The organism is Paraburkholderia sediminicola, assembly GCF_046027355.1.
Lineage (GTDB): Bacteria > Pseudomonadota > Gammaproteobacteria > Burkholderiales > Burkholderiaceae > Paraburkholderia > Paraburkholderia sediminicola_B.
Window position 1 is genome coordinate 1 of record NZ_JAQQEK010000059.1, and the last position, 24,921, is coordinate 24,921.

General features: G+C 60.3%; 20 protein-coding genes and 1 pseudogene. 14 read left to right on the forward strand and 7 right to left on the reverse strand.

All coding sequences use genetic code 11. The features are described 5' to 3' along the window. Nucleotides 1–53 precede the first annotated feature (53 nt). The 3 genes from PQR42_RS43610 to PQR42_RS43620 all read right to left on the reverse strand — a co-directional run bounded on the left by PQR42_RS43610 (nt 54) and on the right by PQR42_RS43620 (nt 3,980). Nucleotides 54–1,856, reverse strand: a complete 1,803-nt coding sequence (locus tag PQR42_RS43610; protein ID WP_408393075.1) for an acyl-CoA dehydrogenase — start codon at nt 1,854–1,856, stop codon at nt 54–56. A 247-nt stretch (nt 1,857–2,103) separates the two neighbouring features. Then, on the reverse strand, nt 2,104–3,105 hold the full coding sequence (locus PQR42_RS43615; protein WP_408208736.1) for an AraC family transcriptional regulator: 1,002 nt from the start codon (nt 3,103–3,105) through the stop codon (nt 2,104–2,106). A 500-nt stretch (nt 3,106–3,605) separates the two neighbouring features. Continuing rightward, entirely contained in the window at nt 3,606–3,980 is a 375-nt protein-coding gene (locus PQR42_RS43620; RefSeq protein ID WP_408393072.1) for a BON domain-containing protein, read from the reverse strand. A gap of 546 nt (nt 3,981–4,526) precedes the next feature. Here PQR42_RS43620 and PQR42_RS43625 point away from each other — a divergent pair. Further along, on the forward strand, nt 4,527–5,651 hold the full coding sequence (locus PQR42_RS43625; RefSeq protein ID WP_408208143.1) for a porin: 1,125 nt from the start codon (nt 4,527–4,529) through the stop codon (nt 5,649–5,651). 90 nt (nt 5,652–5,741) lie between these two features. On the opposite strand, the gene PQR42_RS43630 is transcribed toward PQR42_RS43625, so the two are convergent. Beyond that, nucleotides 5,742–6,743 (reverse strand): AraC family transcriptional regulator, encoded by a 1,002-nt coding sequence (locus PQR42_RS43630; RefSeq protein ID WP_408393069.1) that lies wholly within the window; start codon nt 6,741–6,743, stop codon nt 5,742–5,744. Between the two features lie 219 nt (nt 6,744–6,962). Here PQR42_RS43630 and PQR42_RS43635 point away from each other — a divergent pair, with 219 nt between their 5' ends. From PQR42_RS43635 to speB, 9 genes are all read left to right on the forward strand, one after another. Beyond that, nucleotides 6,963–8,018: a beta-keto acid cleavage family enzyme gene (locus tag PQR42_RS43635; RefSeq protein ID WP_408208149.1), complete on the forward strand. Its 1,056-nt coding sequence runs from the start codon at nt 6,963–6,965 to the stop codon at nt 8,016–8,018. Between the two features lie 152 nt (nt 8,019–8,170). Then, nucleotides 8,171–9,490: an MFS transporter gene (locus tag PQR42_RS43640; protein WP_408393066.1), complete on the forward strand. Its 1,320-nt coding sequence runs from the start codon at nt 8,171–8,173 to the stop codon at nt 9,488–9,490. A 169-nt stretch (nt 9,491–9,659) separates the two neighbouring features. After that, nucleotides 9,660–10,640 (forward strand): quinone oxidoreductase family protein, encoded by a 981-nt coding sequence (locus PQR42_RS43645; protein ID WP_408393064.1) that lies wholly within the window; start codon nt 9,660–9,662, stop codon nt 10,638–10,640. 10 nt (nt 10,641–10,650) lie between these two features. Further along, the gene (locus PQR42_RS43650) at nt 10,651–11,499 is read left to right on the forward strand and encodes a TauD/TfdA dioxygenase family protein (RefSeq protein ID WP_121106919.1); all 849 of its coding nucleotides are present in this window, start codon (nt 10,651–10,653) and stop codon (nt 11,497–11,499) included. 18 nt (nt 11,500–11,517) lie between these two features. Further along, nucleotides 11,518–12,078 (forward strand): RBBP9/YdeN family alpha/beta hydrolase, encoded by a 561-nt coding sequence (locus PQR42_RS43655; RefSeq protein ID WP_408393061.1) that lies wholly within the window; start codon nt 11,518–11,520, stop codon nt 12,076–12,078. Then, complete coding sequence (locus PQR42_RS43660) at nt 12,065–12,790, forward strand: DsbA family oxidoreductase (protein ID WP_408393058.1); 726 nt, start codon at nt 12,065–12,067, stop codon at nt 12,788–12,790. The genes PQR42_RS43655 and PQR42_RS43660 overlap by 14 nt, the downstream gene beginning before the upstream one ends. Next, nucleotides 12,790–13,134 (forward strand): Rieske (2Fe-2S) protein, encoded by a 345-nt coding sequence (locus tag PQR42_RS43665; RefSeq protein WP_408393055.1) that lies wholly within the window; start codon nt 12,790–12,792, stop codon nt 13,132–13,134. Before PQR42_RS43660 ends, PQR42_RS43665 begins: the two co-directional genes overlap by 1 nt. Nucleotides 13,135–13,159: 25 nt before the next feature. Next, nucleotides 13,160–14,788 carry a 3-(methylthio)propionyl-CoA ligase gene (locus PQR42_RS43670; protein ID WP_408393053.1) on the forward strand — a complete coding sequence of 543 codons (1,629 nt, stop codon included), beginning with the start codon at nt 13,160–13,162 and terminating at the stop codon, nt 14,786–14,788. A 280-nt stretch (nt 14,789–15,068) separates the two neighbouring features. Next, nucleotides 15,069–16,046 (forward strand): agmatinase, encoded by a 978-nt coding sequence (speB, locus tag PQR42_RS43675; RefSeq protein ID WP_408208171.1) that lies wholly within the window; start codon nt 15,069–15,071, stop codon nt 16,044–16,046. Nucleotides 16,047–16,078: 32 nt separating this feature from the next. Here speB and PQR42_RS43680 read toward each other — a convergent pair whose 3' ends face one another. Beyond that, the gene (locus PQR42_RS43680; protein WP_408208174.1) at nt 16,079–17,002 is read right to left on the reverse strand and encodes a LysR family transcriptional regulator; all 924 of its coding nucleotides are present in this window, start codon (nt 17,000–17,002) and stop codon (nt 16,079–16,081) included. A 226-nt stretch (nt 17,003–17,228) separates the two neighbouring features. Between PQR42_RS43680 and PQR42_RS43685 the strand changes: the two genes are divergently transcribed. Beyond that, nucleotides 17,229–18,371, forward strand: coding sequence for a branched-chain amino acid ABC transporter substrate-binding protein (locus PQR42_RS43685; RefSeq protein ID WP_408208739.1), 1,143 nt, complete (start codon nt 17,229–17,231; stop codon nt 18,369–18,371). Nucleotides 18,372–18,373: 2 nt separating this feature from the next. On the opposite strand, the gene PQR42_RS43690 is transcribed toward PQR42_RS43685, so the two are convergent. Continuing rightward, nucleotides 18,374–19,300 carry a LysR family transcriptional regulator gene (locus tag PQR42_RS43690; RefSeq protein WP_408393050.1) on the reverse strand — a complete coding sequence of 309 codons (927 nt, stop codon included), beginning with the start codon at nt 19,298–19,300 and terminating at the stop codon, nt 18,374–18,376. 278 nt (nt 19,301–19,578) lie between these two features. On the opposite strand from PQR42_RS43690, the gene PQR42_RS43695 reads away from it, so the two are divergent. From PQR42_RS43695 to betA, 3 genes are all read left to right on the forward strand, one after another. Further along, nucleotides 19,579–21,087, forward strand: coding sequence for an aldehyde dehydrogenase family protein (locus PQR42_RS43695; protein ID WP_408393047.1), 1,509 nt, complete (start codon nt 19,579–19,581; stop codon nt 21,085–21,087). Nucleotides 21,088–21,216: 129 nt separating this feature from the next. Next, nucleotides 21,217–22,743: a purine-cytosine permease family protein gene (locus PQR42_RS43700; protein ID WP_408393078.1), complete on the forward strand. Its 1,527-nt coding sequence runs from the start codon at nt 21,217–21,219 to the stop codon at nt 22,741–22,743. 43 nt (nt 22,744–22,786) lie between these two features. Then, nucleotides 22,787–24,478 carry a choline dehydrogenase gene (gene betA, locus PQR42_RS43705; RefSeq protein ID WP_408393045.1) on the forward strand — a complete coding sequence of 564 codons (1,692 nt, stop codon included), beginning with the start codon at nt 22,787–22,789 and terminating at the stop codon, nt 24,476–24,478. Between the two features lie 128 nt (nt 24,479–24,606). Here the strand turns inward: betA and PQR42_RS43710 are convergent. After that, a pseudogene (locus PQR42_RS43710) lies at nt 24,607–24,834 on the reverse strand (FAD-dependent oxidoreductase); the annotation flags it as partial. Nucleotides 24,835–24,921: the final 87 nt, after the last annotated feature.

Sequence of the window (24,921 nt, forward strand, 5' to 3'; positions counted from 1 at the left end):
TGGACCGTATTGCTCAATGAGACTTGCGTCTGTCACGATGCGATGCCTTTTCTTTAGAACTGGTCTTCACTCAGCGCCAACATGCCTTCGTTGTCCTTCGCGCTGACAATGGATGCCTCGAGCGCGACGGCCTGGGGCAGGATGTGATCGGCAAAGAAGTGAGCGGTTGCGATCTTCGCGTCGTAGAACGGCTTATCCTCAGCGTGCTTCTCAGCAGCTACCAGCAGGGCACGTGCAAATTGCCAGCCCGCCAGCACGATGCCAGCCAGCTTCAGGTAGGACACGCCGCCGGCAAATACCGCATTCGGGTCGCTTTTGGCGTTGACGAGCATGAAGTCCACTACGCTCGCGAGAGCTTGGCGTCCTGCCGCGAGCCGCTTGTGCAGCGACCGGAACGCCGGGGTGGAGGAGAGCGACGCACAGTCTTGCAGTTCTCCCAGCGTTCGATCAATTTGGGCGAGGATTGCCTTCGCCACCGCACCGCCGTCGCGCAAGGTTTTGCGCCCGATCAGATCGTTCGCCTGAATCGCCGTGGTGCCTTCGTAGATCGTCAGGATGCGCGCATCGCGGTAGTACTGCGCGGCGCCGGTCTCTTCGATGAAGCCCATGCCGCCGTGGACCTGCACGCCCAGGCTCGCCACTTCGATCGAGTTTTCCGTGCTCCAGCCCTTCACAATCGGCACGAGATATTCGTAGATGGCCTGGTGTTCCGCCTGCACGGCTTCATCCGTGTGGCGATGCGCGATGTCGCTATGCGCGGCTGCAACGTAGGCAAGCGCACGGGCGCCCTCGGTTAGCGCGCGCATTGTCAACAGCATGCGGCGCACGTCCGGGTGCTGAATGATTGCCACGGACTGCTTCGCGGAGCCATCCACCGGCCGGCTTTGCACGCGATCCTTCGCATATGCAACGGCCTTCTGATACGCGCGTTCAGCAACGGCGATACCCTGCACACCCACGCCAAAGCGGGCCGCATTCATCATGATGAACATGTATTCGAGGCCGCGATTCTCCTCGCCGATCAGATGGCCGATTGCGCCACCGTGATCGCCGAATTGCAGCACCGCGGTCGGGCTCGCCTTGATACCGAGTTTGTGTTCGATCGACACGCAATGCACGTCATTGCGCTCGCCCAGCGAACCGTCTTCGTTGACGAGAAACTTCGGTACGGCGAAGAGTGAGATGCCCTTGACGCCCTCGGGTGCATCGGGTGTACGAGCCAGCACGAGATGGACGATGTTTTTCGCCATGTCATGTTCGCCCCACGTGATAAAGATCTTGGTGCCGAACACGCGATACGTTCCGTCGCCTTGGGGCTCGGCCCGCGTGCGTACCAATGCCAGGTCCGAGCCGGCTTGGGGTTCGGTCAGATTCATCGTGCCGGTCCACTCACCGGAGATCAGCTTTGGCACGTAAGCTTGCTTCTGCGCTTCAGTGCCGGCTGTCAGGAGCGCCTCGATCGCGCCGTCGGTCAACAGCGGGCACAGAGCCAGCGACAGGTTGGCGGCGTTCAGCATCTCGATGCACGGTGTCGCCAGGAGTTTAGGCAAGCCTTGGCCACCGTATTCGACGGGATGCACGACACCTTGCCAGCCTCCTTCGGCAAACTGGCGGAAGGCTTCCTTGAAGCCCGGCGTGGCGTAAACCTCGCCGTCGCGCCAGGTACTCGGGTTTTTGTCGCCTTCGAGATTCAACGGCGCAATCACGTCCGCGCTGAACTTCGCCGCTTCATCGAGCACGGCCTGCGCGGTGTCCGCGGTAGCGTCTTCGAAGCCCGGGAGCGCCGACACGCGATCGAGGTGGGCAAGTTCATTGATGACAAACAGCATGTCCTTGACGGGCGCCGTATAGCTCATGATGGATTTCCAGAAATGCAATCGAAGAAGGGACGCGAGCAGGGCAGACGAGATGGCCCGGCACGGTAACAGTGAGCCGATCGTAGTCCCGATTGGGCGCGAATCGACTACCCAAATCGGCCCATCTATTGACAAAATCGGCCACGACTCGCGAAGCAGGCGGCTCGCCGATGCGCGTTTACCCCATTGCGTGGGTCAGCGAGGCCGGTTGCCGCTCAATGGTTCCGCGAGGCGAGCAGGGTCGCGCTCAGGGTTGCCGGCGGTACTCACCAGGCGTGCTCCCAGTCCAGTGCCGGAAGGCCCGATGAAACGCAGTGGGATCGTCAAAGCCGACATCGCCCGCGATCGCGGCGATCGGGTCATTGGTGCCGGTGAGGCGCTGAATCGCGATATCACGCCGCAACTCGTCCTTCAAAGTCTGAAATGCGGTTTCCTCTGCGGCGAGGCGCCGGCACAACGTGCGGACCGAGCAGTGAAAACTCCGCGCTGCGTCTTCAACGGTGGGCACATCCGGCAAACGGGATGCGAGGTACTGTCGAATGCGGTGGCTCGTGAGCTGCTCGCTGAAGGAAACAAAGATCCAGTCCTCCGGAGCACGCGCGAGAAATTTGCGCAAATTCGTCTTGCGCTGGCGGATGGGCATGTCGAAATACGCGGCGCTGAAGCGCATCAGCGTTTGCTTGCAGTCGAAATGAACAGGTCCGGGGAACAGGTACAGATGATCCACCGTGTGCGGCGGACAGGAAAACGCGAACTCGACTTGCAGCAAGGGAATTTTCTGACCGATCAGCCACGATGCCACGCCGTGTGCGAGCTTCAACATGAGCTGTTGCCCGAGCATGCTGAGGGCTGACGATGGATCAGGATGAAGGGCAGCGCACGCTATCAGGCCGTCTCTGCGCGATTCGAACCTGAAGTCATCGAGGACAATGTGAAAGAACTGCCCAAACCGATGCATGGCAATTTCCAGGTTGGGCGCATCGAGCAGGCTCAGGCAGAGAAACTTCAGTGTGCCGCTGCGCATCGGACGGGCGAAGATGCCCGGCATTTCATCGTCGAGTTCAATGGCGAGCGCACGGTATAAGGTCGAAAACTGTTCCTCTGTGACTCGCGCGCCCGGTTCGGTCAGAAGCGCCGGCGAGATGCTGGCTTCGTCCAGGTATTTGACGACCAGGCCCGGCCGTGCACCCGCGGCGGCAAGGAAACCGTTGACGAGTGAGATCGGGACGGTGGCGCTGGGCGAATGCATGGGCGTTGACGAGGCTCGTTGATGTCGGATCACCACGGCCGTCATTGTACGGCACCGTCCAGACCAGATAACGGGTCCGTCTACCTCTACAGGTCAAAGTCGGTGATGGTCGGGTGGGCCGAGAGTGTATGCCAGTCCATCCAGTCGAAGTGTCTGGAACTTTCAGCCCAGGCCCAATTTGCTTTTTGTATGCGCGCGGCCGGCGTTTCGGCTTGCGGCGCGTTACTTGAGTACTCGCTTTTTGCAATGGGGTGGAGACCGGTCGCACATGAGCTTACGTTCACTTCACCCGATTCGAAATCAGACACAGTTGATTTGCATTGCATAGTAAATAGTAAGGTAGATGATTGGATAAAATCGATCGGACATCGGTGCCAGGGCCACACCGCAAGCAGTGAAAGCAATATCGCCCCGTGCCCTGGAAGGGGTTTCGGAGCATCGCGAAAGTCCACGGAATGCTTTCGATTTCGTGGGGTAAAAGCGCACGCCCCGCAACGAGATTACTGGCCGAATGTCTGCTGAATCACGATCTGATTCTTGACCGATGTCACACCTGGGACCGTTTTCGCTACGGCGGCCGCTGCGTCGATCTGAGACGCTGCAGGCACGGTTCCGTAAAGCGTTACCGCGCCGCCTTTCGCTTTCACGCTGATGTTCGCGGCATTGATGCTCTTCTCTTTGGCAATAGCCGTTCTAACCTGTTTGGCCAGTTCGCGATTTGCTCGTTTAGCGGCTTTGGCATCGACCCCAGTCGATGCAGCTTTTGCGGATCCGGTTGAAGCAGCGGCTGGCTGGCTAGACTGAGCCCATACGCTGATAGATGCCAGCGCGAACATTGCGCTAGCCGCCAACTTGAGTACAGTTGCTTTTTTCATCGATTTATCTCCAGTTTTATTGGTTAAGTGACAATTCACTATCCTTCAATCTCGAATCGACTTGAGCACGAATTGACGTATCTTGCGTGCGCGCTGTCAGGCCCACGGCTCATGGGAGTCAGGTTGGCGATGCAGCGTGTCGGCGTGTTGGTACGGTATGGGCAGGAAGGTGATGCGCGCACCCATCGACTGGGCAAACGCGACTGCGCGACCGGTTGTTTCGATACACGAATCAATATCGCCCACAGGGACGAGATGGTGTCGATACATGGTATCCCTTATGCTGCATTCGACGTTTGCAGATCCTGCTGCCTCGTTTTGAACGCGCCAGTTGGCTTCGCACTGGTGGTCCGTTAGAACTGATCTTAGTCTGCTGTCGAATTACTCACCCCTCCCGCTTTGGGAGGGGTCTGTACGAGCTCCTTTACGTATTCTTCCCTGCACGACGCGCCACCATGCCGCGAATTCCGTTGCACCTGCGCGACTTGAGTTCAACACAGGGAGCGACTGGCTGGCGCAGTCGAAACAAAACTATCAGGAGACAAAATGCAGGTGAAACTGATCGGAGCGGCCGCGCTCATCGCATTCGCGAGCGTCGCCCATGCGCAATCTTCGGTGACGCTTTACGGCATCGTCGATTCGGGTTTCTTGTACCAGAGCAGCTCGGCAGCGTCGTTCAATCCAAAGGCGCCAAATACGGGAGCGGTGTACCGTCTCAAGGACGGCGGCATCTATTCGAGCCTATGGGGGATCAAGGGTAGCGAAGATATCGGCGGCGGCTACCATGTCAATTTCAAGCTCCAGGGTTCGTTCGACAGTAGCACTGGCAAATCCGGCCTGAGCGATACGCCAGGCGTCGTGGCTCAATTCAATCAGTTTGCGACAATCGGCGTATCGGGACCGTTCGGCACGTTCAACGCGGGTCGGCAGATCGTCCCGATGATCTATGCGATGGCCGAGACGGATGTACGGTCCTCCCAATACTTCGGCAGTATCCTGACCGCGTGGCTGGGTATGAACCAGGCCGCCGGTTGGCCGGGCACCAGCACCAATGCTCCAATCGGCGCACTGTACGACAGCAACGCGCTGGTTTACCAGTCGCCCTCTTTCGGCGGCGCTTCGATCGGATTGGAATACGCGCCCGGCGGCGTGGCAGGCCAGTTTCAGGGAGGGACGCGCGAGTCCGCGGTGCTCAAGTACGCGAACTACGGTCTGAGTCTGTCCGCTGTGTACTACAACGGACACGACACGAATCCGGCTCCTGGCGCGCCATTGACGGGACTCAATAACAACCGGTTCGTTTATCTTGGCGCGCTCTATACTTTCCGTGGCTTCTCGGTGTCGGCGTCGTACAGTAACGGCAAGAATCCCGCGCATTCCAATCAGGTCAATATTGATCTCTATTCCGGAGGATTGGGCTATCGTTTCTCCCCGGCATTTCAGGTTACCTCGGGCTTCTACTACCTGAAGGACAAGAATAATTCGGCAAATCGCTCGACGGAAATCGCGCTCGGAGGCGAATACAAGCTCTCCGTCAGAACGATGGTTTACGCGCAGGTCGGTCATGTCAATAACAAGGGGACAATGAACCAGACGATCGTCTACGGTCAGCCGGTGGCGCCCGGTGTGACGACGACGGCAGCCATGATCGGCCTGCGTCATAGCTTCTAGGCGGCCCGAGTCAGTTGTTCAGTCCGGACAACCATGCGCCGGACCGGGTGCGTGGGGACGGCACAGACGTCACCACACCCCGGAGTATTTTCACTTCCGGTGGCGACCGCGCCAGTCACGGGGCGTCATACCAAAACGCTTCTGGAACCAGACCGTAAATGCCCCCTGGTTGGTGTAGCCCAACAAGGCGGCGACCCGGCCGATCGGATAGCGTGGGTTGAGCAGGTAGCGCACAGCAAGATCACGCCGCACTTCTTCAACGATGCTCGAGAAGCTGGAACCGGCCGAATCAAGCTGGCGCTGCAGCGTGCGCACCGTCAAATTCAGTTGTTGCGCCACCAGTTCGATTGAAGCCTGACCGAGGGGCAATAGCAGGTAAATCGTCTTGCGCACATCCAGCGCAATCGAATCTGCCGCCGTCACGTTCAGCGGATTGGCGAGACTTTCCGCATAACGGACCAGCACGGGGTCTGCATTCGGATTCGGATAATCGAGGTCCGCTGCCGCACAAACGAATCCGTTGAAGTCGCTTTCAAATGTGACCGGACAGCCGAAGAACCGGCGATGGAACGTGAGGTCAGGCGGCGCCGCATGAGTGAAGTGCACGCTGTGCGGTTTCCAGTGAGCACCGAGGAGCGCGCTGGAATGGCGGGACAGCACGCCGACTGCCAGTTCAATCGCCTGTACTGTCCGGGTGCCCGGTTCGGCAACAATCTCTTCGCGGATCGTCACCGTGTCGCCGGTCGTTTCGATGTAGACACCCAGCGCTTCGTTGAGCAGATAGCGGTACTGGGCTGCGGCCAGCAGCACCTCGCGGAGCGTGCGCTTGTGGGCGAGCAGAACGTTGACGACGCCACTACCGAACTGCTGGCGGGTTTGCGCTATCTGCAGCCCAAGTGTCAGACACGACGCTTTCTCCGCGGTCGCTTCCAGTAACCGGCAGGCGCCGTCAGCCGGGATCCGTTCATCGGGGTTCGCCAGCGCCACGGCGTCGAGACCGACCTCCTGCACTAGCTCGTAGGGGTTGAGGCCCAAGCCTCTTACAACGTCGAAATACCCGTGCAGCGTCGACGACCTCACCATGCTTTGCATTCGATCCCCTTGCGTTCCTCACGCGTGAAGCCCGTTGGCGCAGGATGGGTCGCGGGATTGGTGTTAACACGCAGTGTCGTCAAATCATAAAACAATGTCACCAAAAACGAAATCCGTGTCGACGGATTGCCGTATCTTCGCCTCACTGATCCATTTCCTGACGCGTCGACATGCGCCTGACGCCGAAGTAAAAACATCCAACTATTTCTGGAGGAAACGATGCAATTTCTCGACGACTCGCTGCACCCGGAGAATCAGGACAAGGTAGTCATCACGACGGCTCCGTACGGCCCGGAATGGATGCCCGAGGATTTTCCGGAAGACATTCCGGTGACGATGGAAGAGCAGATCCAGAAGGCCGTCGATTGCTACAACGCCGGCGCGACCGTGCTGCACCTGCACGTGCGCGAACTGGATGGCAAGGGCTCCAAGCGCCTGTCGAAGTTCAACGAGCTGATCGCGGGCGTGCGCGCGGCCGTGCCGGACATGATCATCCAGGTGGGCGGCTCGATCTCGTTTGCACCGGAAGACGACGGCCAGGCCGCGAAGTGGCTGTCCGACGACACGCGTCACATGCTGGCCGACCTCGACCCGAAGCCCGATCAGGTGACGGTCGCGATCAACACCACGCAGATGAACATCATGGAGTTGCTCTATCCGGAGTACCTGGAAGGCACGTCACTCGCCAATCCTGCGCTCATGGCTGCGTACAGCGAAATGACGGTGCCCGCGGGTCCGGCCTGGGTTGAGGAACACCTGCGCCGCCTGCAGGCCTCGGGCATCCAGCCGCACTTCCAGCTCACCGGTATTCATGCACTCGAAACGCTCGATCGTCTGGTGCGCAAGGGCGCCTACAAGGGTCCGCTGAACCTGACATGGATCGGCATTGGCGGCGGCTTTGACGGTCCGAATCCGTTCAACTTCTTCAACTTCGTCCACCGTGCGCCGGACGGCAGCACGGTCACGGCCGAGTCGTTGCTGAAGAACGTCCTGCCGTTCAACATGATGGCGATGTCGATGGGCCTGCACCCGCGCTGCGGCATCGAGGATACGATCATCGACCAGCACGGCAATCGCATGAGCTCGGTGCAGCAGATCGAGCAGTGCGTGCGCGTGGCGCGCGAACTGGGCCGTGAGATTGCGAGCGGCAAGGAAGCGCGCGAGATCTACAAGATCGGCGTGCAGTACAAGACGGTTGACGAGACTCTCGCGGCCAACGGGATGACACCGAATCGCAAGGCAGGCGTGAAGAACCTGCCGCTGCGCGCGGCGTAACAGGGTGGGACTCGCCATCGGCATGACATCTTGTGCCGATGGCGATTGAAGGAGGCTCCCCGGCCCGGATCGGGGGGCGACACAAATATCGGCCCCTTTGTCCGTCATGGGAAAAAAAGGGCGCTGGACGCGCGAGACGCGGAGGAGACGAAATGCTTTTACAGCATGCTGAGCCCACCACGGGCGATGTTTCGGCAACGCAATCGGACATACCCGCCTACGCATGGGTGGTATGCGCGCTCACGATCGGTTTGCTGCTTTCCGACTATATGTCGCGTCAGGTTCTCAACGCGGTCTTTCCGTTCATCAAGTCCGCGTGGAATCTCTCTGACACGAAGCTCGGGTCGCTCAGCAGCGTGGTGGCACTGATGGTTGGCGTGCTGACTTTTCCGCTTTCGGTTCTCGCGGATCGCTGGGGCCGCGTAAAGAGCATCGTACTGATGGCGGCGCTATGGAGTCTCGCGACGCTTGGGTGTGCGATCTCGACGACTTACGGCGAGATGTTGCTCGCGCGTGCGTGCGTCGGTATTGGCGAGGCGGCCTACGGCAGTGTGGGCATCGCGCTCGTCCTGAGCATTTTCCCGCCGCGTCTGCGCGCCACCCTCACCGCCACTTTCATGGCAGGCGGGGCGTTTGGGTCAGTGATGGGCATGGCGCTGGGCGGTGCCGTCGCGACCCACCTTGGATGGCGCTGGTCGTTCGGCGCAATGGCCTGCCTCGGCATCGCGCTAGTTGCGATTTACCGGTGTGTTGTCACGGAGAAAAAGCTGGCATCGCTGCAACCGGTGATCGCCGGGCAGAAGGGTAATCTCGGCGTGCGCATGAGCTTCCGTGCACTGATGAAGGGGCTGTTTTCCACGAAGTCCGTCGTTTGCGCCTATGTGGGCAGCGGCATTCATCTGCTGGTTCCGGCGGCCGTGTGGTCCTGGATGCCGAGCTTCCTGAATCGCTATTACGGCCTGGCACCGGGAAAGGCGGCCGTGCAAGCCGCGGTGTTCGTGCTCGTGACCGGCCTTGGCATGATCGCGTGCGGAAGCCTCTCCGACCGTCTCAACAGGAAGGTTGTCCAAAGAAAGTGGCTGACCGCGATCGTGTACTGCCTGTTGTGCTGCGTCCTGCTCGGCATCGCCTTCCAACTGCCGGCCGGCCGGTTGCAGCTCATCCTGATCGGATGTGGCATGTTCTTCTGTGCTGGCGCGACGGGGCCTTCGGGCGCCATGGTGGCGAACCTTACGCCGCCGTCGATCCACGCGTCGGCATTCGCTACCCTGACACTGGCCAACAACCTGTTGGGACTGGCGCCCGCGGCTATTCTCACGGGCATCGTCGCAGACCGGATCGGCTTGCTCGGCGCCTTGCAACTGGTCCCGCTGGCGCCGCTGTTCGCGGCGCTCGCGTTCGCCATCGGCCGTTCCAGCTACAGACGCGACCTTGATCTCGTGAATGCACTGCGTGAGGGAGCCTCGCTCTGAGCGGTGTCCTGGCGCTTGCCGCGTCGTCCGCGCGGTGAAGCGGCGGCGCGGTCGGTTAACGCAGTATCTGGACACTTTGCGGTAATGGCCGCCTGCACCCGGGACGTGATGGTCCGCCAGCAGGCGCATTCCCCTTCTATAAATCGAGAATCAAACTGGAGAACGAATCATGGCGAAAGCAGTCCGCTTTCACGAAACCGGCGGCCCTGAGGTCTTGCGTTACGAGGACGTTGAAGTCGGTGATCCGGGCCCGGGCCAGGTTCGCCTGCGCCATGAGGCCGTCGGTCTGAATTTCGCGGACACCTATTTCCGCTCCGGACTGTATCCGGTTCCGCTGCCTGCCGGCATGGGTGTAGAGGCAGCCGGCGTGGTCGAAGCAGTGGGCGAGGGCGTGACGAACGTCGCGGTAGGTGACCGTGTCACCTACACGGGCTTTATCAACACGCTTGGCGCCTACAGTACGGAGCGCCTGTGTCCGGCGGCACCGCTGATCAAGCTGCCTGAAGGCATTACCTGCGAGACGGCGGCAGCCATGACCATGCGCGGCTTGACCTCGTCGTATCTGATGCGGCGCATCTACGACTTCAAACCCGGTAATACGATTCTGCTCCATGCTGCCGCGGGCGGCGTCGGGCTGATCGTATCGCAGTGGGCCAAACTGCTGGGGCTCACGGTGATCGGTACCGTTTCGAGCGAAGCAAAGGCGGAAGTCGCCCGCGCCCATGGCTGCGACCACACCATCAACTATGGCCATGAAGACGTCGCGCGGCGCGTACGCGAACTGACCGATGGCGCCGGGGTCAATGTGGTGTTCGACAGTGTCGGCAAGGATACCTTCGAAGCCACTCTGGATTCGGTCAAGCGCCGCGGTCTCATTGTTTGCGTCGGCACGGCATCGGGGCCGATTCCGGCATTCAATCCGCAGATCCTGGCAATGAAAGGGTCCCCGTACCTGACTCGTCCCGCACTCGCCGACTACATCGCCGACCCCGCCGAAAAAGCAGACCTGGCCGGGGAAATCTTCGGTCACGTTGCGGCTGGCCGCATCAAGATCGAGATCAATCAGCGCTATGCGCTCGAGGATGCCGCACAAGCGCACCGTGATGTCGAATCGCGCAAGACAACGGGTTCATCGGTCTTCGTCATCTAAGGAGGGCGTCATGCTTGTCGAACAACTCAACAACGCCATTGGCGCCGAACTGGTGGGCGTGAAGCTCGCCGACGCGATCCACGACGATGGCCTCTTTGCCGAGATCCGGGCGAACCTGCTCAAACACCGCGTCCTGTTCCTGCGCGATCAGGACATCAGCCGCGCTGAACATGTCGCTTTCGCGCGCCGCTTCGGCGAACTGGAAGACCATCCGGTCGCGGGCAGTGATCCTGAGCATCCCGGCCTTGTGCGAATCTACAAGTCGCCGGACCAGCCCAACGACCGCTACGAAAATGCGTGGCATTCGGACGCCACGTGGCGCGAAGCCCCGCAGTTTGGCGCCGTGCTGCGATGCGTGGAATGCCCGCCCATCGGCGGCGACACGATGTGGGCGAACATGGTGCTCGCGTATGAGAACCTGCCCGCGCACGTGAAGGAACAGATCGCCGACCTGCGCGCACGCCACAGCATCGAGGCGAGCTTCGGGGCTGTGATGCCGATCGAGAAACGGCATGCCTTGAAAGCGCAGTATCCCGATGCAGAGCATCCGGTTGTGCGCACGCACCCCGAGACGAGCGAGAAAGTGCTGTTTGTCAATGCGTTCACGACGCACTTCACGAACTACCACACGCCGGCGCGCGTGCGCTTCGGCCAGGATGCCAATCCGGGCGCGTCCGACCTGCTGCGTTATCTCATCAGCCAGGCGTACATCCCGGAGTACCAGGTGCGCTGGCGCTGGAAGCCGAACAGCATCGCGATATGGGACAACCGCAGCACGCAGCACTACGCAGTGATGGATTACGCGCCGTGCCATCGCAAGATGGAGCGAGCCGGAATTGTTGGCGACAAGCCGTACTAACCTGAAGGACTCAGCGTCGTGACGCTCAACACCGCACCTACCGTACTGATCGTGCCCGGTCTGCGTGACCATGTGGCCGAACACTGGCAGACACTGCTGCAGGCTCGCCTTCCCAAAACGGCTTCGGTGCCGCCGCTCGAGCACGACAAACTCAGCTGCGCGGCGCGCGTCGCGTCGCTGGACGAGGCCATCGCGAAGATCGATGGCCCGATCGTACTGGTCGCTCACAGTGCCGGCGTCATGATTACCGTGCACTGGGCGCAGCACCACAAGCGCCCGATCCAGGGCGCGCTGCTGGCCACGCCTGCCGACCTGGAAGTTCCGATGCCCGAGGGTTATCCGGCGCTGGACGTGCTCGAAGAACACGGGTGGCTGCCGTTCCCGCGCAAAGCGCTGCCGTTCCCGAGTATTCTCGGCGCCAGCCGTAATGATCCGCTTGCCGCGTTTGATCGCGCTGCGGGAATGGCAGCGGACTGGGGCAGCCGTCTCGTCGATCTGGGCGAAGTTGCGCATCTGAATCCCGCGGCCGGTTATGGCGAGTGGCCGCAGGCCGACACGCTGATCCGTGAGCTTCTCTGATATGGGCGGTGCAACGGAACCGGGCTCGGCAGTGAGCCAAAACGCGTCGGTGACGGTCGATGTCCACTTCGATTTTGTCTGCCCGTGGTGCCTGATTGGCAAGCGCAATCTCGATGCGGCTCTCAGTCGCATCGCAAGCTTGCGTCCCGACGTCGGCGTCAAGGTACGGTGGCACTCGCATCAGTTGCTGCCCGACACGCCGGTCAGTGGGCTACCGTATCAGGCTTTCTATGTGGCTCGTCTGGGGAGTCCGGGCGCGGTCGCCGCGCGGCGTGCAGAGGTTCAGGAGGCCGCTCACGCAGCGGGCATCGAGCTGGCGTTCGACAGGATCGCGGTGATGCCCAACACTCGGGCAGCGCACAATCTCGTTGCCTGGGCCACAGCCACAACTAGTGGCGCGGCGTGTAAGCCCGTGTTGTTGATCGACCGGCTGTTCACAGGCTATTTCATGGGCGGCGAAGATATCGGCAACCGGGACGTGCTTGAGCGCATTGGCCTCGAGTGCGGTCTCGACGCCGCGGGCCTCGTTGACCATCTCATGACCTCGCGGCAGGACGAGCACATGCCGTTACCACGTTCGCCGCGGGCTGAAGAAGTGAGGGGCGTGCCGCATTTTGTGTTTAATTCGGCACTGTCGTTGTCCGGGGCGTACTCGCCCGGCGCGATCGCGGATGCCATGTTGCGGTCGATTGGCGATCAGGAGAGCAGGTAATGTCACGCCAGATACCGGTCGGATCCGCCGATGAACTCGCGCCTGGACAACGCAAGCTAGTTTTCGTTGACGGCCGCAGCGTCGTGCTCTTCAACATCGACGGTGAGCTTTGCGCCGTCGAAAACTCCTGTCCGCACAATGGTGCAGCACTTGCAGGTGGCCAGATCGAAGGGCGCCTGCTTCGCTGCCCCGCCCACGGTCTTCGTTTTGACGTTGCGACCGGTTGCATGCCGGGAAAAGGTGGTTTGAGTGTCGCAACTTTTCCCGTCCGGAACGTCGACGGTAAGCTCGAACTTACCCTCGGCGACGCCCCGGCAGGTCCGTGTCACTCGCAGCTAAGCTGAATCTGGACAAATCAGGAAGGTACTCATGCATGGATTGATGATGCAGCAACCGCTGCTGGTCGCGTCGCTCCTCACCCACGCGGAACGGCATCACGGCGGGCAGGAAATCGTGTCGCGACGGGTCGAAGGCGACATTCACCGATATCGCTATCGCGATCTTGCGCAACGCGCCCGAAGACTGGCCAATGCACTCGCTGGCCTGGGGATCGGCCACGGCGAGCGCGTCGGTACGCTGGCATGGAACGGCTACCGCCACATGGAGTTGTACTTTGCGGTGTCGGGTTCCGGTGCCGTGCTCCACACGCTCAACCCCCGGCTGCACGTCGATCAGCTCGCCTACATCATCGATCATGCTGACGATCGCGTCATCTTCTTCGACTTGACCTTCCTCGCGCTGATCGAGTCTGTCGCATCACGTATCAGGAGCCCGAAGGTATTCGTCGCGATGACCGATCGAGCCAACATGCCGGCGAGGCACGATCTGCCGATCATGTTGCTGTGCTACGAAGATCTCATTGACGGTCACAGTGACGACTTCGCGTGGCCTCTCCTTGACGAGAACCATGCGTCTTCTCTGTGCTACACGTCAGGGACCACCGGCAATCCGAAAGGGGTGCTGTACAGCCATCGTTCAACGCTTCTGCACACCTATGCAGCGGCATTGCCCGACTCACTGAACTGCTCGGCACGCGACGTGATCCTCCCGGTCGTTCCCATGTTCCATGTGAACGCGTGGGGCCTGCCCTATATCGCATGCATGGTCGGCGCCAAGCTTGTGTTCCCGGGTCCCGCTCTCGACGGAAAATCGCTCTATGAGCTGATCGAGGCAGAACAGGTTACGCTCTCCGCCGGTGTCCCGACCGTCTGGCAGGGACTGCTTCGACATGCGGCCGAGCGTGGCACGACGTTTACCTCCATGCGCCGCACGATCGTGGGCGGCGCGCCATGTCCGACCGCCATGACCACGGAATTCCAGGAGCGTTACCACGTCGACGTCCTGCACGCATGGGGGATGACGGAACTGAGCCCGGTAGGCACGGTTTGCAGTTTCAAAGGGCGCCACCTGTCGTTGCCGACGCAGCAGCGCTATGCCATCCAGGCAAAGCAGGGCCGCGCCGTGTTCGGCATCGACATGAGAATCGTGGGCCCGGAGGGCGAGGAGTTGTCATGGGACGGTCAGGTGACCGGCGACCTGCAGGTGCGCGGGCCGTGGGTTACGTCCGGATATTTCGGCAGCGAGGATGCGTCGCCGCTCTGCGACGGCTGGTTTCCGACCGGTGACGTAGCGAAGATCGATCCCGACGGCTTCATGCAGATCACGGACCGCAGCAAGGACGTCATCAAGTCCGGTGGCGAATGGATCAGCTCGATCGACATCGAGAACGTCGCCTGCCTGCACCCGGGGGTTGCGAGCGCCGTGTGCATCGCCGCAAGGCATCCGAAATGGGACGAGCGCCCGTTACTGCTGATCGTAAAGAAGCCGGAGAGCGCGCTAGGCAGCGACGAGTTGCTCGAATTCTTTGACGGCCGGGTGGCGAAGTGGTGGAAACCCGATGCCGTCGTGTTTGTAGACGCCGTTCCTCTCGGTGCAACCGGCAAGGTGCTCAAGAACCGGTTAAGGGATCAGTTCAGGGACTATTACTTGACGGCGTGACGCGGCCCGCAATTCTCGGAAGTTTGTGAGGTTGACTTTCACTTTTCCGGCTGGTCACGTTAGCTCCTCAACTGAGTTCGTTAACGAATTCCACAGCGCGTGGCCACTCTCTCTACGTTTCAGCATTGCATCGGACTTTCCCGAAATGTATTTCTTAACTCCGGTATTTTTCCGTTGAATCTGTTTGCCTAGACTTCGTTCCAGACGCATCGCTGGCCCGCCATGATCGGCGACGCCTCTGCGCCGCATATATCTGAATCCATAACAGGACGGAGGCAACATGGCTGAAAACAGCTACGAAACCGGTCGGCTCAATTTGCCGTTTGTGGGAATCTGCACGTTTGCGAAGTCTCCGCTGTGCCTTGACTGGGACAAGATCGACGCGGACGTCGCGGTGATGGGCGCTCCTTTCGATTGCGGTACACAGTGGCGCGCAGGCGCAAGGTTCGGCCCTCGCTCGATTCGTGATGCGTCGACGCTATTCTCGTTCGGACACGGCGGTGCATACGATTTCGAAGACGACGTCGTTTATCTGCCGAGCGACGAAGTTCGCATTGTCGATATCGGCGATGCGGACATGGTTCACACCAACACGGAGAAGAGCCACGCCAACATCGAATACGGCGTGCGTAAGATCCTGGCGGCGGGCGCATTGCCGGTGGTGATGGGAGGCGACCACTCGATCAACATTCCGTGCATCAATGCGTTCGAAGGTCAGGAGCCGTTTCATATCGTCCATATCGACGCTCACCTCGATTTCGTCGACGAGCGTCATGGCGTGCGTCATGGCCACGGCAATCCGCTACGGCGTGCGGCAGAAAAGAGCGTCGTGTCGGGCATGACGCAGATCGGTATCCGCAACGTGTCGTCTACCGCGCGCGAAGGCTATGCACAGGCGCGCGAAATGGGCTCGGACATTATCTCGGTGCGCGACCTGCGGCGACTCGGCATTCAGGGTGTGCTGGATCGTATCCCGAAGGGCGTGCGCTACTACCTGACGATCGATATCGATGGCTTCGATCCGTCGATCGCACCGGGCACCGGCACGCCAAGCCACGGCGGCCTGTTGTATTACGAAGGACTCGAGCTGTTCGCCGGGCTGGCCGAACAGGGTGACGTGATCGGCATCGACCTCGTGGAAGTCGCGCCCGACTACGATCATTCTGGCTCGACGTCGATCCTGGCGGCGCAATTGCTGCTGAACACAATTGGCCGCGTGATGCATCAACGCAAAGTCAAACGAAACCTCCGCCGTTGAACGGGACGTCGTTTGCTCCGTGTCAGGCGGCGCTATTTGCCGCTTCGCACGGCACGGCTCACCTTGCTGACCGCTGCCCGCAATTGGTTGCAGAAAGCCTGTACGACCCGTGCCGGTTCGCCGCCTTTACGCGTGATGATCTGAAAGTCGAGATGCGTCACGTAGTGTTCGGGATCGATGCGGGCCAACAGACCGCCGTCCACCCACGGCTGCGCGTAGTGGGGCGGCAGAAAGCCAATGTAATTGCCCGACAGGATCAGCATGGCGCGACCTTCGACGTTGTCGACCGAGGCCGCGGCCTGCGGCATGTGCAGGAGTTTGAGTTCCTTGCTGCCAAGATACGCGCGGGCGGCGAGCCGCTGTTTGCTGAGTACCGAAACCGGTACACGGCCGCTCGCCCGCTCGTATAGCGGGTGGGTCGACGCGCAGTAGAGCCCCTGCTCCTCGCGGTAGAGCGGCATGTAGTCGAGACCCGGAATCTGCGCGGGGAATGGCCCGACCGCCAGATGCAGACGGCCGTCCAGCACATGCTGCTCCATGCTGCCCGGCGTTTCGATCTGCACGTGCAGCCGGACGTCGGGCGCCATCTGGCCGAACTCACGAATCGCTGCAGGCAACGGTGAGTATTTGTCGGTCAACGTTGCCTCGATCATGCCGAAGCGCAACACACCGGAAAGCTGATTGCGCAATGCACCGGCTTCCATCTGAAACGTGTCGACCGCGCCGAGCAGACGCTGTGCGGCGGCGTGCAGTTCCGTGCCTTCCTCGGTGAGCCGGAAACCGGCGCGTCCGCGTTCACATAACCGCAGTCCGAGCCGCGTCTCCAGTTGCGACATGTATTCGCTGATGCTCGATGCACCGATGTTGAGAATCGGCTGCGCAGCGGCGAAGCCGCCGCATCGCACGATGGTTTCGAAGATCCGCAATAGCTTAAGATCCGTGTCCTGAACTTGCATCGTGCCGCCTCTCGATTACTTCGGGAATTTCCGAAATGTATTTCATCAATGGTGCATTTTATTGGGGAATTTGGCTACGGAGAATTGCTGCCAACCCGACTGTCCGGATATCGGAAGAGTTGTCGTGACGGAAGGGTCCACGCGATGTTATCTATGCCCACACCGGTGAGATTTGCCCCTCGGCGACGACACGGTTTGGCGCATCACACGAGGTGAGGAGAGCATGATGAAGAAACCATACGCAGGTGCGAGCTGGTTGACGGCAGTCGCTGTGAGCATGATCTCCCTGAGCGCGACAGCCGGCGAGCAAGTCGTCAAGATCGGTTTGACGGGGCCATTGACCGGCCCGCAGGCCGCCGTCGGCAAGGACGACGAAAACGGTGTGAGACTGGCGATCGAGCGCCTGAATGCCAAGGGTCTCGTGATCGGCGGCCAGAAAACGCGTTTCGAGTTGGTCTCGCAAGACGACGCCGGTGATCCGCGTATCGGTATGACGGTCGCGCAAAGCCTGGTGGACGCCAACGTCAAAGTCATTTTCGGGCCTTTCAATTCCGGCGTCGCGATTCCGATCTCGAACCTCCTGAACGTGTCGAGCATCGTGATGGCGACCGTCGCGTCGAATCCGTCGATCACGCAACACGACTATCCGTTCGTGTTTCGTATCTCGGCCAGCGATACGCAGCTTGGAAGCCGGATGGGGGAGTTTGCAGCCAAGCAGCTCAAGATCAAGCGCATCGCGGTGATCGACGATCGTACTGCGTACGGCCAGGGTCTCGCCGACGAGTTCATCACCGCGGCTAAAGCCAACGGCATCGAGATCGTCGATCGTGAATATACGACCGACAAGGCGACCGATTTCGTTTCGATTCTCACCCACGTGAAGGGCTCGAACGCCGAAGGGATTTTCTACGGCGGTTACTACGCCCAGGCTGGCGCGCTGCGCAAGCAGATGAAGCGCCTCGCGATGAATGGCTACCTGCTGGGTGGCGACGCGATGTGCAATGCCGAGCTGGCGAAACTTGGCGGCGACGCGGTCGACACGCGTGTGTATTGCCCGCAAGGCGGTCCTGTTCTCGATCAAACGCCGGAAGGCCGTCAGTTCAAGACGGACTACAAGCAACGCTTTCATACCGATCCGCTGACCTACAGCGCGGCCTTGTACGACGGCATGAACATTGTCGCGCAAGCCATGATGAAGGCCAATTCGATCGAACCCGCCCAATACCGCGCTGCGCTGGCGAGCATCGATTCCCGTGGTGTTTCCGGCCACTACCGGTTCGACAAGAATCGCGATCTCACGGATTCTCCCATCACCATCTACACCTATCGAAATGGCGAGCCGACGCCGCTTGCGTCCGCACAACCCTAGCCTTATGCCGTGCGTGCGATTTGCGCGACCATGCGGTAGCTTTCCATCAGGTCGATCATGAATACCTGAAGGATGGTCGGGGGTACGGCGGCCCGCCGTATGATCGCGCAAAACGGCCACTGGGTGCCGAACTGGTCCGGGCATATCTGATGCATTTCGCCGCGCGCGATCCATCGGGCCGCATAGTGGATCGGCAGAAAGCCGATATATGCCCCCGATAGAATAAGGATGGCCTGGGCTTCGATATTGTCGACGGTTGCCGCGGCTTTACTGACCTTGAGCATTTGAAGGTCATGCTGCTGCAGATAGCCTCGCGCGACTACGCGGCTGGCCGCGATGGTTTGTTCGAGCGCGATGTCGCCTTGCGAGCCGCCGGCAAGCGGGTGGCTCTTTCCGCAATATAGGCCGTCCGGTTCGCAATAGAGATCGGTGTAGGTCAGCCCTGGCACATGCAGTGGAAAATGCCCGACAGCGATGTGCAGCCGGCCGTCCAGCACACGCTCCTCCAGTTCGGCAGGCGTGCCCACGTAGACGTCCAGATGCACGTCGTGTCCCCTCGACACGAACGCTTGAAGTGCCTGGGGCAGCGGCGAGGCCGAATCGGTGACCGTGTTGTCGATGATGCCCAAATACAGCTTGCCCGAGATGTGCTCTTTTAGCGCATCGGTATCCACACAGAAGCTTTCCACCGCCACCTGCAGCCGCTGCGCCGCCTCGTAAGTCGCCACGCCGTGTTCGGTAAGGCGAAATCCGCTGCGCCCGCGCTCGCAAAGCTTGAGCCCCAATCGCGTTTCGAGCGTCGTCATCTGTTCGCTGATCGTCGACTGGCTGACGTTCAAGGTCGCCTGAGCGGCGGAAAAGCCGCCGCACCGGACCACCGTCATGAATACCCTCAGGAGTTTGAGGTCCACATCCTGCAACTGGATCACCGTCGTTGTCCCCACCGCACCGTTTGCTTCGATATTCCCGATATGAACATCTGATTCACGTGATTTTTACCATCGGACATGTCGTCCATAGTCTCTCTAAACGCTGGCTTGCCACAAGTCGCGTTTATATCGATGGACCCGGACGTTGGTGAGCGGTTGACCGCGCCGGCGGCCTTGCGAGTTCTTCGCCAAGCATTGCAGGAACAGGCGGACATACGCGCAGGAAACTGGCCCATGAGAGGCCGAGTGACACCCAATCTATAAGGCAGGAGACAATGATGGATACCGTCGTACGAAATTATCTGGAGAAGTTCGGCGTCCAGGAAGAGACGCAACGCTTTCTCAACAAGCCGCAGAGCATGTTGATTGGCGGTGCCTGGGTGCCGCAAGGCGAACGCGAATCTTGCGCGGTGATCGAGCCGTCCACCACCGGCGTGATCACGCACATTCCCTTGGGCACGACGGCCGATCTGGACCGCGCGGTTGAAGCTGCCCGCAAACAGTTTGACGGTGGACCATGGCGAAGGCTCAAACCTCTTGAGCGCGAACGCCTGCTTCATCGGCTCGCCGATCTGATCGAGGCAAACGCAACGGAGCTGGCCGAGATCGAATCGATCGATGTAGGCAAGTCCGTTGCCAACGCGCGTGACGTCGACGTTCAAGGTACGATCGACACCTTCCGCTACTTTGCCGGCTGGGCGTCGAAGCTCCACGGCCGCACGGTTGAACCTTCCTTGCCGGGTGACTACGTCGCCTACACACGCAAGGAACCCATTGGCGTGGTCGGCGTCATCGTGCCATGGAACTTCCCGCTGCAAACCATGGCGTGGAAGGTGGCGGCCGCGCTTGCCGCCGGTTGCACGACCGTCATCAAACCCGCCGAACTCACCTCGCTGTCCACGCTTCGCTTCGCGGAACTGGTGCAGGAGGCCGGCATCCCGGATGGCGTGGTCAACGTGATAACCGGGCGCGGGCGCGAAATCGGCGCCGCCATGGCCGCCCATCCGGGAATCGACAAAATCACGTTCACCGGTTCCACCGAGGTGGGCCGCACGGTTGGACACACGGCGGTAGGAGGCATCAAACGCCTCACGCTCGAACTGGGCGGGAAGTCTCCGGTGCTGGTGCTGGAAGACGCCGATATCGAGGCCGCGGCCCAGGCAGTTGCAAACGGCATCTTCTTCAATTCCGGGCAGGTCTGCGATGCGGGCGCACGGGTTTACATCCAGCGAGGCATTCACGACAAGTTCATTGGCGCACTGATCGAACACACGCGCAGGCTGAAGATCGCGCCCGGGCTTGACCGGGATTGCTTCATCAGTCCACTCGTTTCCGCGCTTCAGAAGGATCGCGTTGCCTCCTACATTGACGCCGGGCGGCGCGAGGGCGCGGAAGTCGTACATGGCGGCCATGAACTGGATCGCCCTGGCTATTTCGTCGAGCCGACCATCTTCGCTCATTGCCGCAGCGACATGAAGATAGTCCGCGAAGAAATCTTCGGCCCGGTGCTGATCACGGCTCCCTTTGACGATCTGGCCGATGCCTTGTTGCTGGCGAACGATTCGCCGTACGGTCTCGCCGCCGCGATCTACTCCAACGACCTGAACCGCGTGCACAAGCTGATCCCGCAATTGCACGCCGGAACGGTCTATGTCAATGCACATAGCACCATCGATCCGTCAATGCCATTCGGCGGCTTCAAGGCGTCCGGCTTCGGCAAGGACCTCGGCCCCGAGCAGCTCGATCATCTGATGGAGAGCAAGGCGGTCTGGATCACGCTTCACTGAAGCAAAAAATGCGCTGACGATGCCCCGGATAAACGCGGGTCGAGTGCTACGCGTCGAGCGGGCGTCGCGGTCAGCATGCATGCCGGATCCATGTCTATTCCATCAACCTCTCATTGCAGGCAGGGGTACATGATGCAAGCAACAGACGAAACAGTAGAGAACGTCCTGGCCGGGGTCGAGCACGGCGCCATTGAAGGTCACTCGATCGATTTTATTCCGGATAACGAACGTACAGACAGACTATCCCGGCAGGGACCGTTCTGGTTTTTGGGTAATTTTACGTTTTTTACCATGACCATTGGTTTTGTCGGTCCCAGCATTGGCCTGAGCGCGCTGTGGACGACGATAGCCGGTACGCTGGGCATCATGTTCGGCACTTTGTTCATGGCCTTTCACGGTTCGCAAGGGCCTCATCTTGGCTTGCCGCAGATGATTCAGTCGAGAGCGCAGTTCGGCTATCGCGGGGTCATCGTCGTCTTGCTGGCCACGTTATTCGTGTTTGCGGGATTCAATATCGTCAACCTGGTGCTGATGATGCAGGGTCTCAAGGCACTGTTCAACTGGGATCCAGTCAAAGTGGCATTGGCAGTCACGATGCCCGCTACGATTCTGGCGATCCTCGGTCATCACTGGATGCACCGCAGTTTCAAATGGGCGTTGTATCTGTCGCTTCCCCTTTACGGGCTCGTGACTGTCGCCGTCATGATGCATTGGGTACATGACATACCTCTTGCCGCCGCCTCGCCGGGCACGGCGCCGACACCGCCGCTGGGTTTCAACTGGACCGCATTCATTGCGCAATTCGCGGCGGCGGCCAGCTACAACATCGCTTATGCACCCTATGTTTCTGACTATTCGCGCTACCTGCCGAAAAACACACCGAGCGGCAAGCTGATCGCGGCGGTGTTCGTGGGCGCATCGCTGTCGGGCGCGTGGATGATTGCGATTGGCGGCTGGCTCGCCGACCATCTGCATGCAACCGATGTGCTCGTCGCGTTGAATCAGGTGGGTAGCGACCTGGCACCGGGTATGGGAAGCGTCGTGGTCGCCGTCACGATTCTGGCGTTTCTGCCTGTGATCGCGATGAACATCTATAGCGCCAAATTGACGGCTATCACGGCGGTCGATTCATTCCGGAAAGTCCAGCCGACTCCCCGGACCCGCATTCTCGCGATTCTCTTCGTGGTGATCCTTCAGCTCGGCGTGGCTTTAAGCATCTATACCTCGGGTAAGGGCCTCTCCGTCCTGAATATTTATCTTGTCGTCATGCTGTATTTTCTGGTGCCCTGGACCGCTGTCAATCTGACGGACTACTTCTTCGTCCGCAAGGGCCGCTATGCGATTCCGCACTTCTTCATGCCGCGCAACAACCTCTACGGCAAGTGGGGCGCACGCGGTTTGCTGGCCTACGCGATCGGCTTTGCCGCGATGATTCCGTTCTTCTGCATTCTCGATGGGTCGAACGAAGTGTATGTCGGTCCGTTTGCCCGTGCGATGGGCAGCGTCGATCTGGCCTGGCTGGTCGGTCTGTTCGTCTCGGGCATTGCCTATTACGTGCTGTCGCGGTCGCTCGATCTGAAGTACGAAGCGTCGGTCATCGCCCATATCGAGAAGACCTCACCGCAATACACCACCGGCGACAAGCGTCGCTACTGATCCAACGACGATCCTGTCAAGCTCCCGAAAGCAGGCAAATATCATGGTTACCGAGCAATTCGATTACATCATTGTGGGCGCCGGATCGGCCGGATGTGTACTGGCCAACCGTCTTACCGAGGACCCCGCGGTCCGTGTTCTGGTACTGGAATACGGCGGCAGCGATCGCAGCGTCATCATTCAGATGCCGAGCGCGTTTTCGATGCCGATGAATACTTCCAGGTACAACTGGCGCTATCAGACCGCTCCCGAAGCCCATCTGAATGGCCGCCAGTTGCATTGCCCGCGTGGCAAGGTACTGGGAGGATCGTCGTCGATCAATGGCCTCGTCTATATTCGCGGCCACGCGTGCGACTTCGATGAATGGGAGGAACTCGGCGCGCGAGGCTGGGGTTATCGCAACTGTCTGCCCTATTTCCGGCGCGCGGAGACCTACAAGTTCGGGGGGGACGAGTACCGGGGCGCGGAGGGTCCCCTATGTACCAACAACGGCAATAACATGGCGAATCCGCTGTATGGCGCGTGGATCGAAGCGGGTGCGGAAGCGGGATACATCAAGACAGAGGACTGCAACGGCCACATGCAGGAAGGCTTCGGCGCGATGCATATGACGGTCAAGGATGGCGTGCGCTGGTCGACCGCCAACGCCTACTTGCGTCCCGCGATGAAGCGGTCGAATCTGACCGTCGTGACGAATGCGATGACACGTCACGTGATTCTCGAAGGAAAGCGCGCTGTCGGGGTCTCTTACGATCAGGGCGGCGTCACGCATACCGCGCGATGCCGCGCTGAAGTATTGATTGCTTCTGGCCCGATCGGTTCGCCCCACCTGTTGCAACGCTCCGGAATCGGCCCGGCCGACGTGCTGCGCAAGGCGGGCATCGAAGTCAGGCATCACCTGCCTGGTGTTGGCGAGAACCTGCAGGATCACGCGGAAATCTATATTCAGTATGCGTGCAAAGAGCCCGTTACGCTCAACGCCAGGATGGACCCGTTCAGCAAATTCATGATCGGGCTGCGCTGGCTTTTGTTCAAGGACGGTCTGGGAGCCAGCAACCATTTCGAGGCGGGTGGATTTATCCGCTCGGAGGCGGGCTTGCGCTGGCCCGACATTCAATTCCATTTCTTGCCGGCGGCCATGCGTTACGACGGCGACAAGCCATTCAAGGGCCATGGGTTCATGGTGTTGACCGGACCGAACAAACCGAAGAGCCGAGGCTACGTGCGATCGGTGTCAAACGACCCCTATACGCACCCTGAGATCCGCTTCAACTACCTGGATCGCGAAGAGGACCGCGAAGGATTTCGACGCTGCGTTCGGTTGACCAGGGAAATCATCGGACAGCCGGCGATGGATCGCTTCCGCGATGCTGAGCTCGCTCCTGGACCGGACGTGCAAACGGATGAGCAGATCGACGCCTTCGTCAGAGCGAACCTGGAAAGTACGATGCATCCTTGCGGCTCGTGTCGCATGGGCGAAGACGACATGGCCGTGGTCGATTCCGAACTGCGGGTTCGCGGCATCGAGGGCTTACGCGTGATCGATTCGTCGGTATTTCCGACCGAACCCAATGGCAACCTGAACGCGCCGACGATCATGCTCGCCGAACGTGCGTCCGACCTGGTCCGGGCCGTGTCCATGCTGCCCGCGTCCGACGTGGACGTAGGCCTGGCCGAGGGATGGGAGACACGGCAGCGTACCCATGCGCCGACGCGAAATTTGCATGTCGGATAGGGTGATGACCGGCACCTTGAGTGGAGACCTCTTTCTCGGCAGTCGGCCTGCAAAACTCGGCCTTGAGGGCTTCCCGGAGCGTAATACACGCCGGCGTGAATCACGCCGCTGTTGTGGCCGGACTGGTGAGCCGCGAGCGAGGCCTCCTTCTCGAGGAACTGCAAGCTCAGACCCGGATGACGCTCAATCAGTTGCATGGCCGTCGACACGCCGACAATGCCACCGCCCACGATGAGGACGTCCGCGTCATACCCGCGGTGATGTCGCACGGTAGTCATTTCGCGAACACTCCGCGTTGGCGCATCAATTCGCGGGACCTGATCTGACCTCGGAGGTTTGGCGAGCGGTTTCGTCATCAAAGGGCTTCGATAGCGAATAGCTCACGCCGCATAGTCCCGCGGCGATCGACCTGTCTGGCGGTTCAGCTGGGCGATCGCCGATGT

What these genes read in the sequence shown, in the direction of transcription:
- PQR42_RS43610 (WP_408393075.1), bottom strand. Translation starts at nt 1,856, where the DNA reads ATGAGCTATACGGCGCCCGTCAAGGACATGCTGTTTGTCATCAATGAA.
- PQR42_RS43615 (WP_408208736.1), bottom strand. Translation starts at nt 3,105, where the DNA reads ATGCATTCGCCCAGCGCCACCGTCCCGATCTCACTCGTCAACGGTTTC.
- PQR42_RS43620 (WP_408393072.1), bottom strand. Translation starts at nt 3,980, where the DNA reads ATGAAAAAAGCAACTGTACTCAAGTTGGCGGCTAGCGCAATGTTCGCG.
- PQR42_RS43625 (WP_408208143.1), top strand. Translation starts at nt 4,527, where the DNA reads ATGCAGGTGAAACTGATCGGAGCGGCCGCGCTCATCGCATTCGCGAGC.
- PQR42_RS43630 (WP_408393069.1), bottom strand. Translation starts at nt 6,743, where the DNA reads ATGCAAAGCATGGTGAGGTCGTCGACGCTGCACGGGTATTTCGACGTT.
- PQR42_RS43635 (WP_408208149.1), top strand. Translation starts at nt 6,963, where the DNA reads ATGCAATTTCTCGACGACTCGCTGCACCCGGAGAATCAGGACAAGGTA.
- PQR42_RS43640 (WP_408393066.1), top strand. Translation starts at nt 8,171, where the DNA reads ATGCTTTTACAGCATGCTGAGCCCACCACGGGCGATGTTTCGGCAACG.
- PQR42_RS43645 (WP_408393064.1), top strand. Translation starts at nt 9,660, where the DNA reads ATGGCGAAAGCAGTCCGCTTTCACGAAACCGGCGGCCCTGAGGTCTTG.
- PQR42_RS43650 (WP_121106919.1), top strand. Translation starts at nt 10,651, where the DNA reads ATGCTTGTCGAACAACTCAACAACGCCATTGGCGCCGAACTGGTGGGC.
- PQR42_RS43665 (WP_408393055.1), top strand. Translation starts at nt 12,790, where the DNA reads ATGTCACGCCAGATACCGGTCGGATCCGCCGATGAACTCGCGCCTGGA.
- PQR42_RS43670 (WP_408393053.1), top strand. Translation starts at nt 13,160, where the DNA reads ATGCATGGATTGATGATGCAGCAACCGCTGCTGGTCGCGTCGCTCCTC.
- speB (WP_408208171.1), top strand. Translation starts at nt 15,069, where the DNA reads ATGGCTGAAAACAGCTACGAAACCGGTCGGCTCAATTTGCCGTTTGTG.
- PQR42_RS43680 (WP_408208174.1), bottom strand. Translation starts at nt 17,002, where the DNA reads ATGCAAGTTCAGGACACGGATCTTAAGCTATTGCGGATCTTCGAAACC.
- PQR42_RS43685 (WP_408208739.1), top strand. Translation starts at nt 17,229, where the DNA reads ATGAAGAAACCATACGCAGGTGCGAGCTGGTTGACGGCAGTCGCTGTG.
- PQR42_RS43695 (WP_408393047.1), top strand. Translation starts at nt 19,579, where the DNA reads ATGGATACCGTCGTACGAAATTATCTGGAGAAGTTCGGCGTCCAGGAA.
- PQR42_RS43700 (WP_408393078.1), top strand. Translation starts at nt 21,217, where the DNA reads ATGATGCAAGCAACAGACGAAACAGTAGAGAACGTCCTGGCCGGGGTC.
- betA (WP_408393045.1), top strand. Translation starts at nt 22,787, where the DNA reads ATGGTTACCGAGCAATTCGATTACATCATTGTGGGCGCCGGATCGGCC.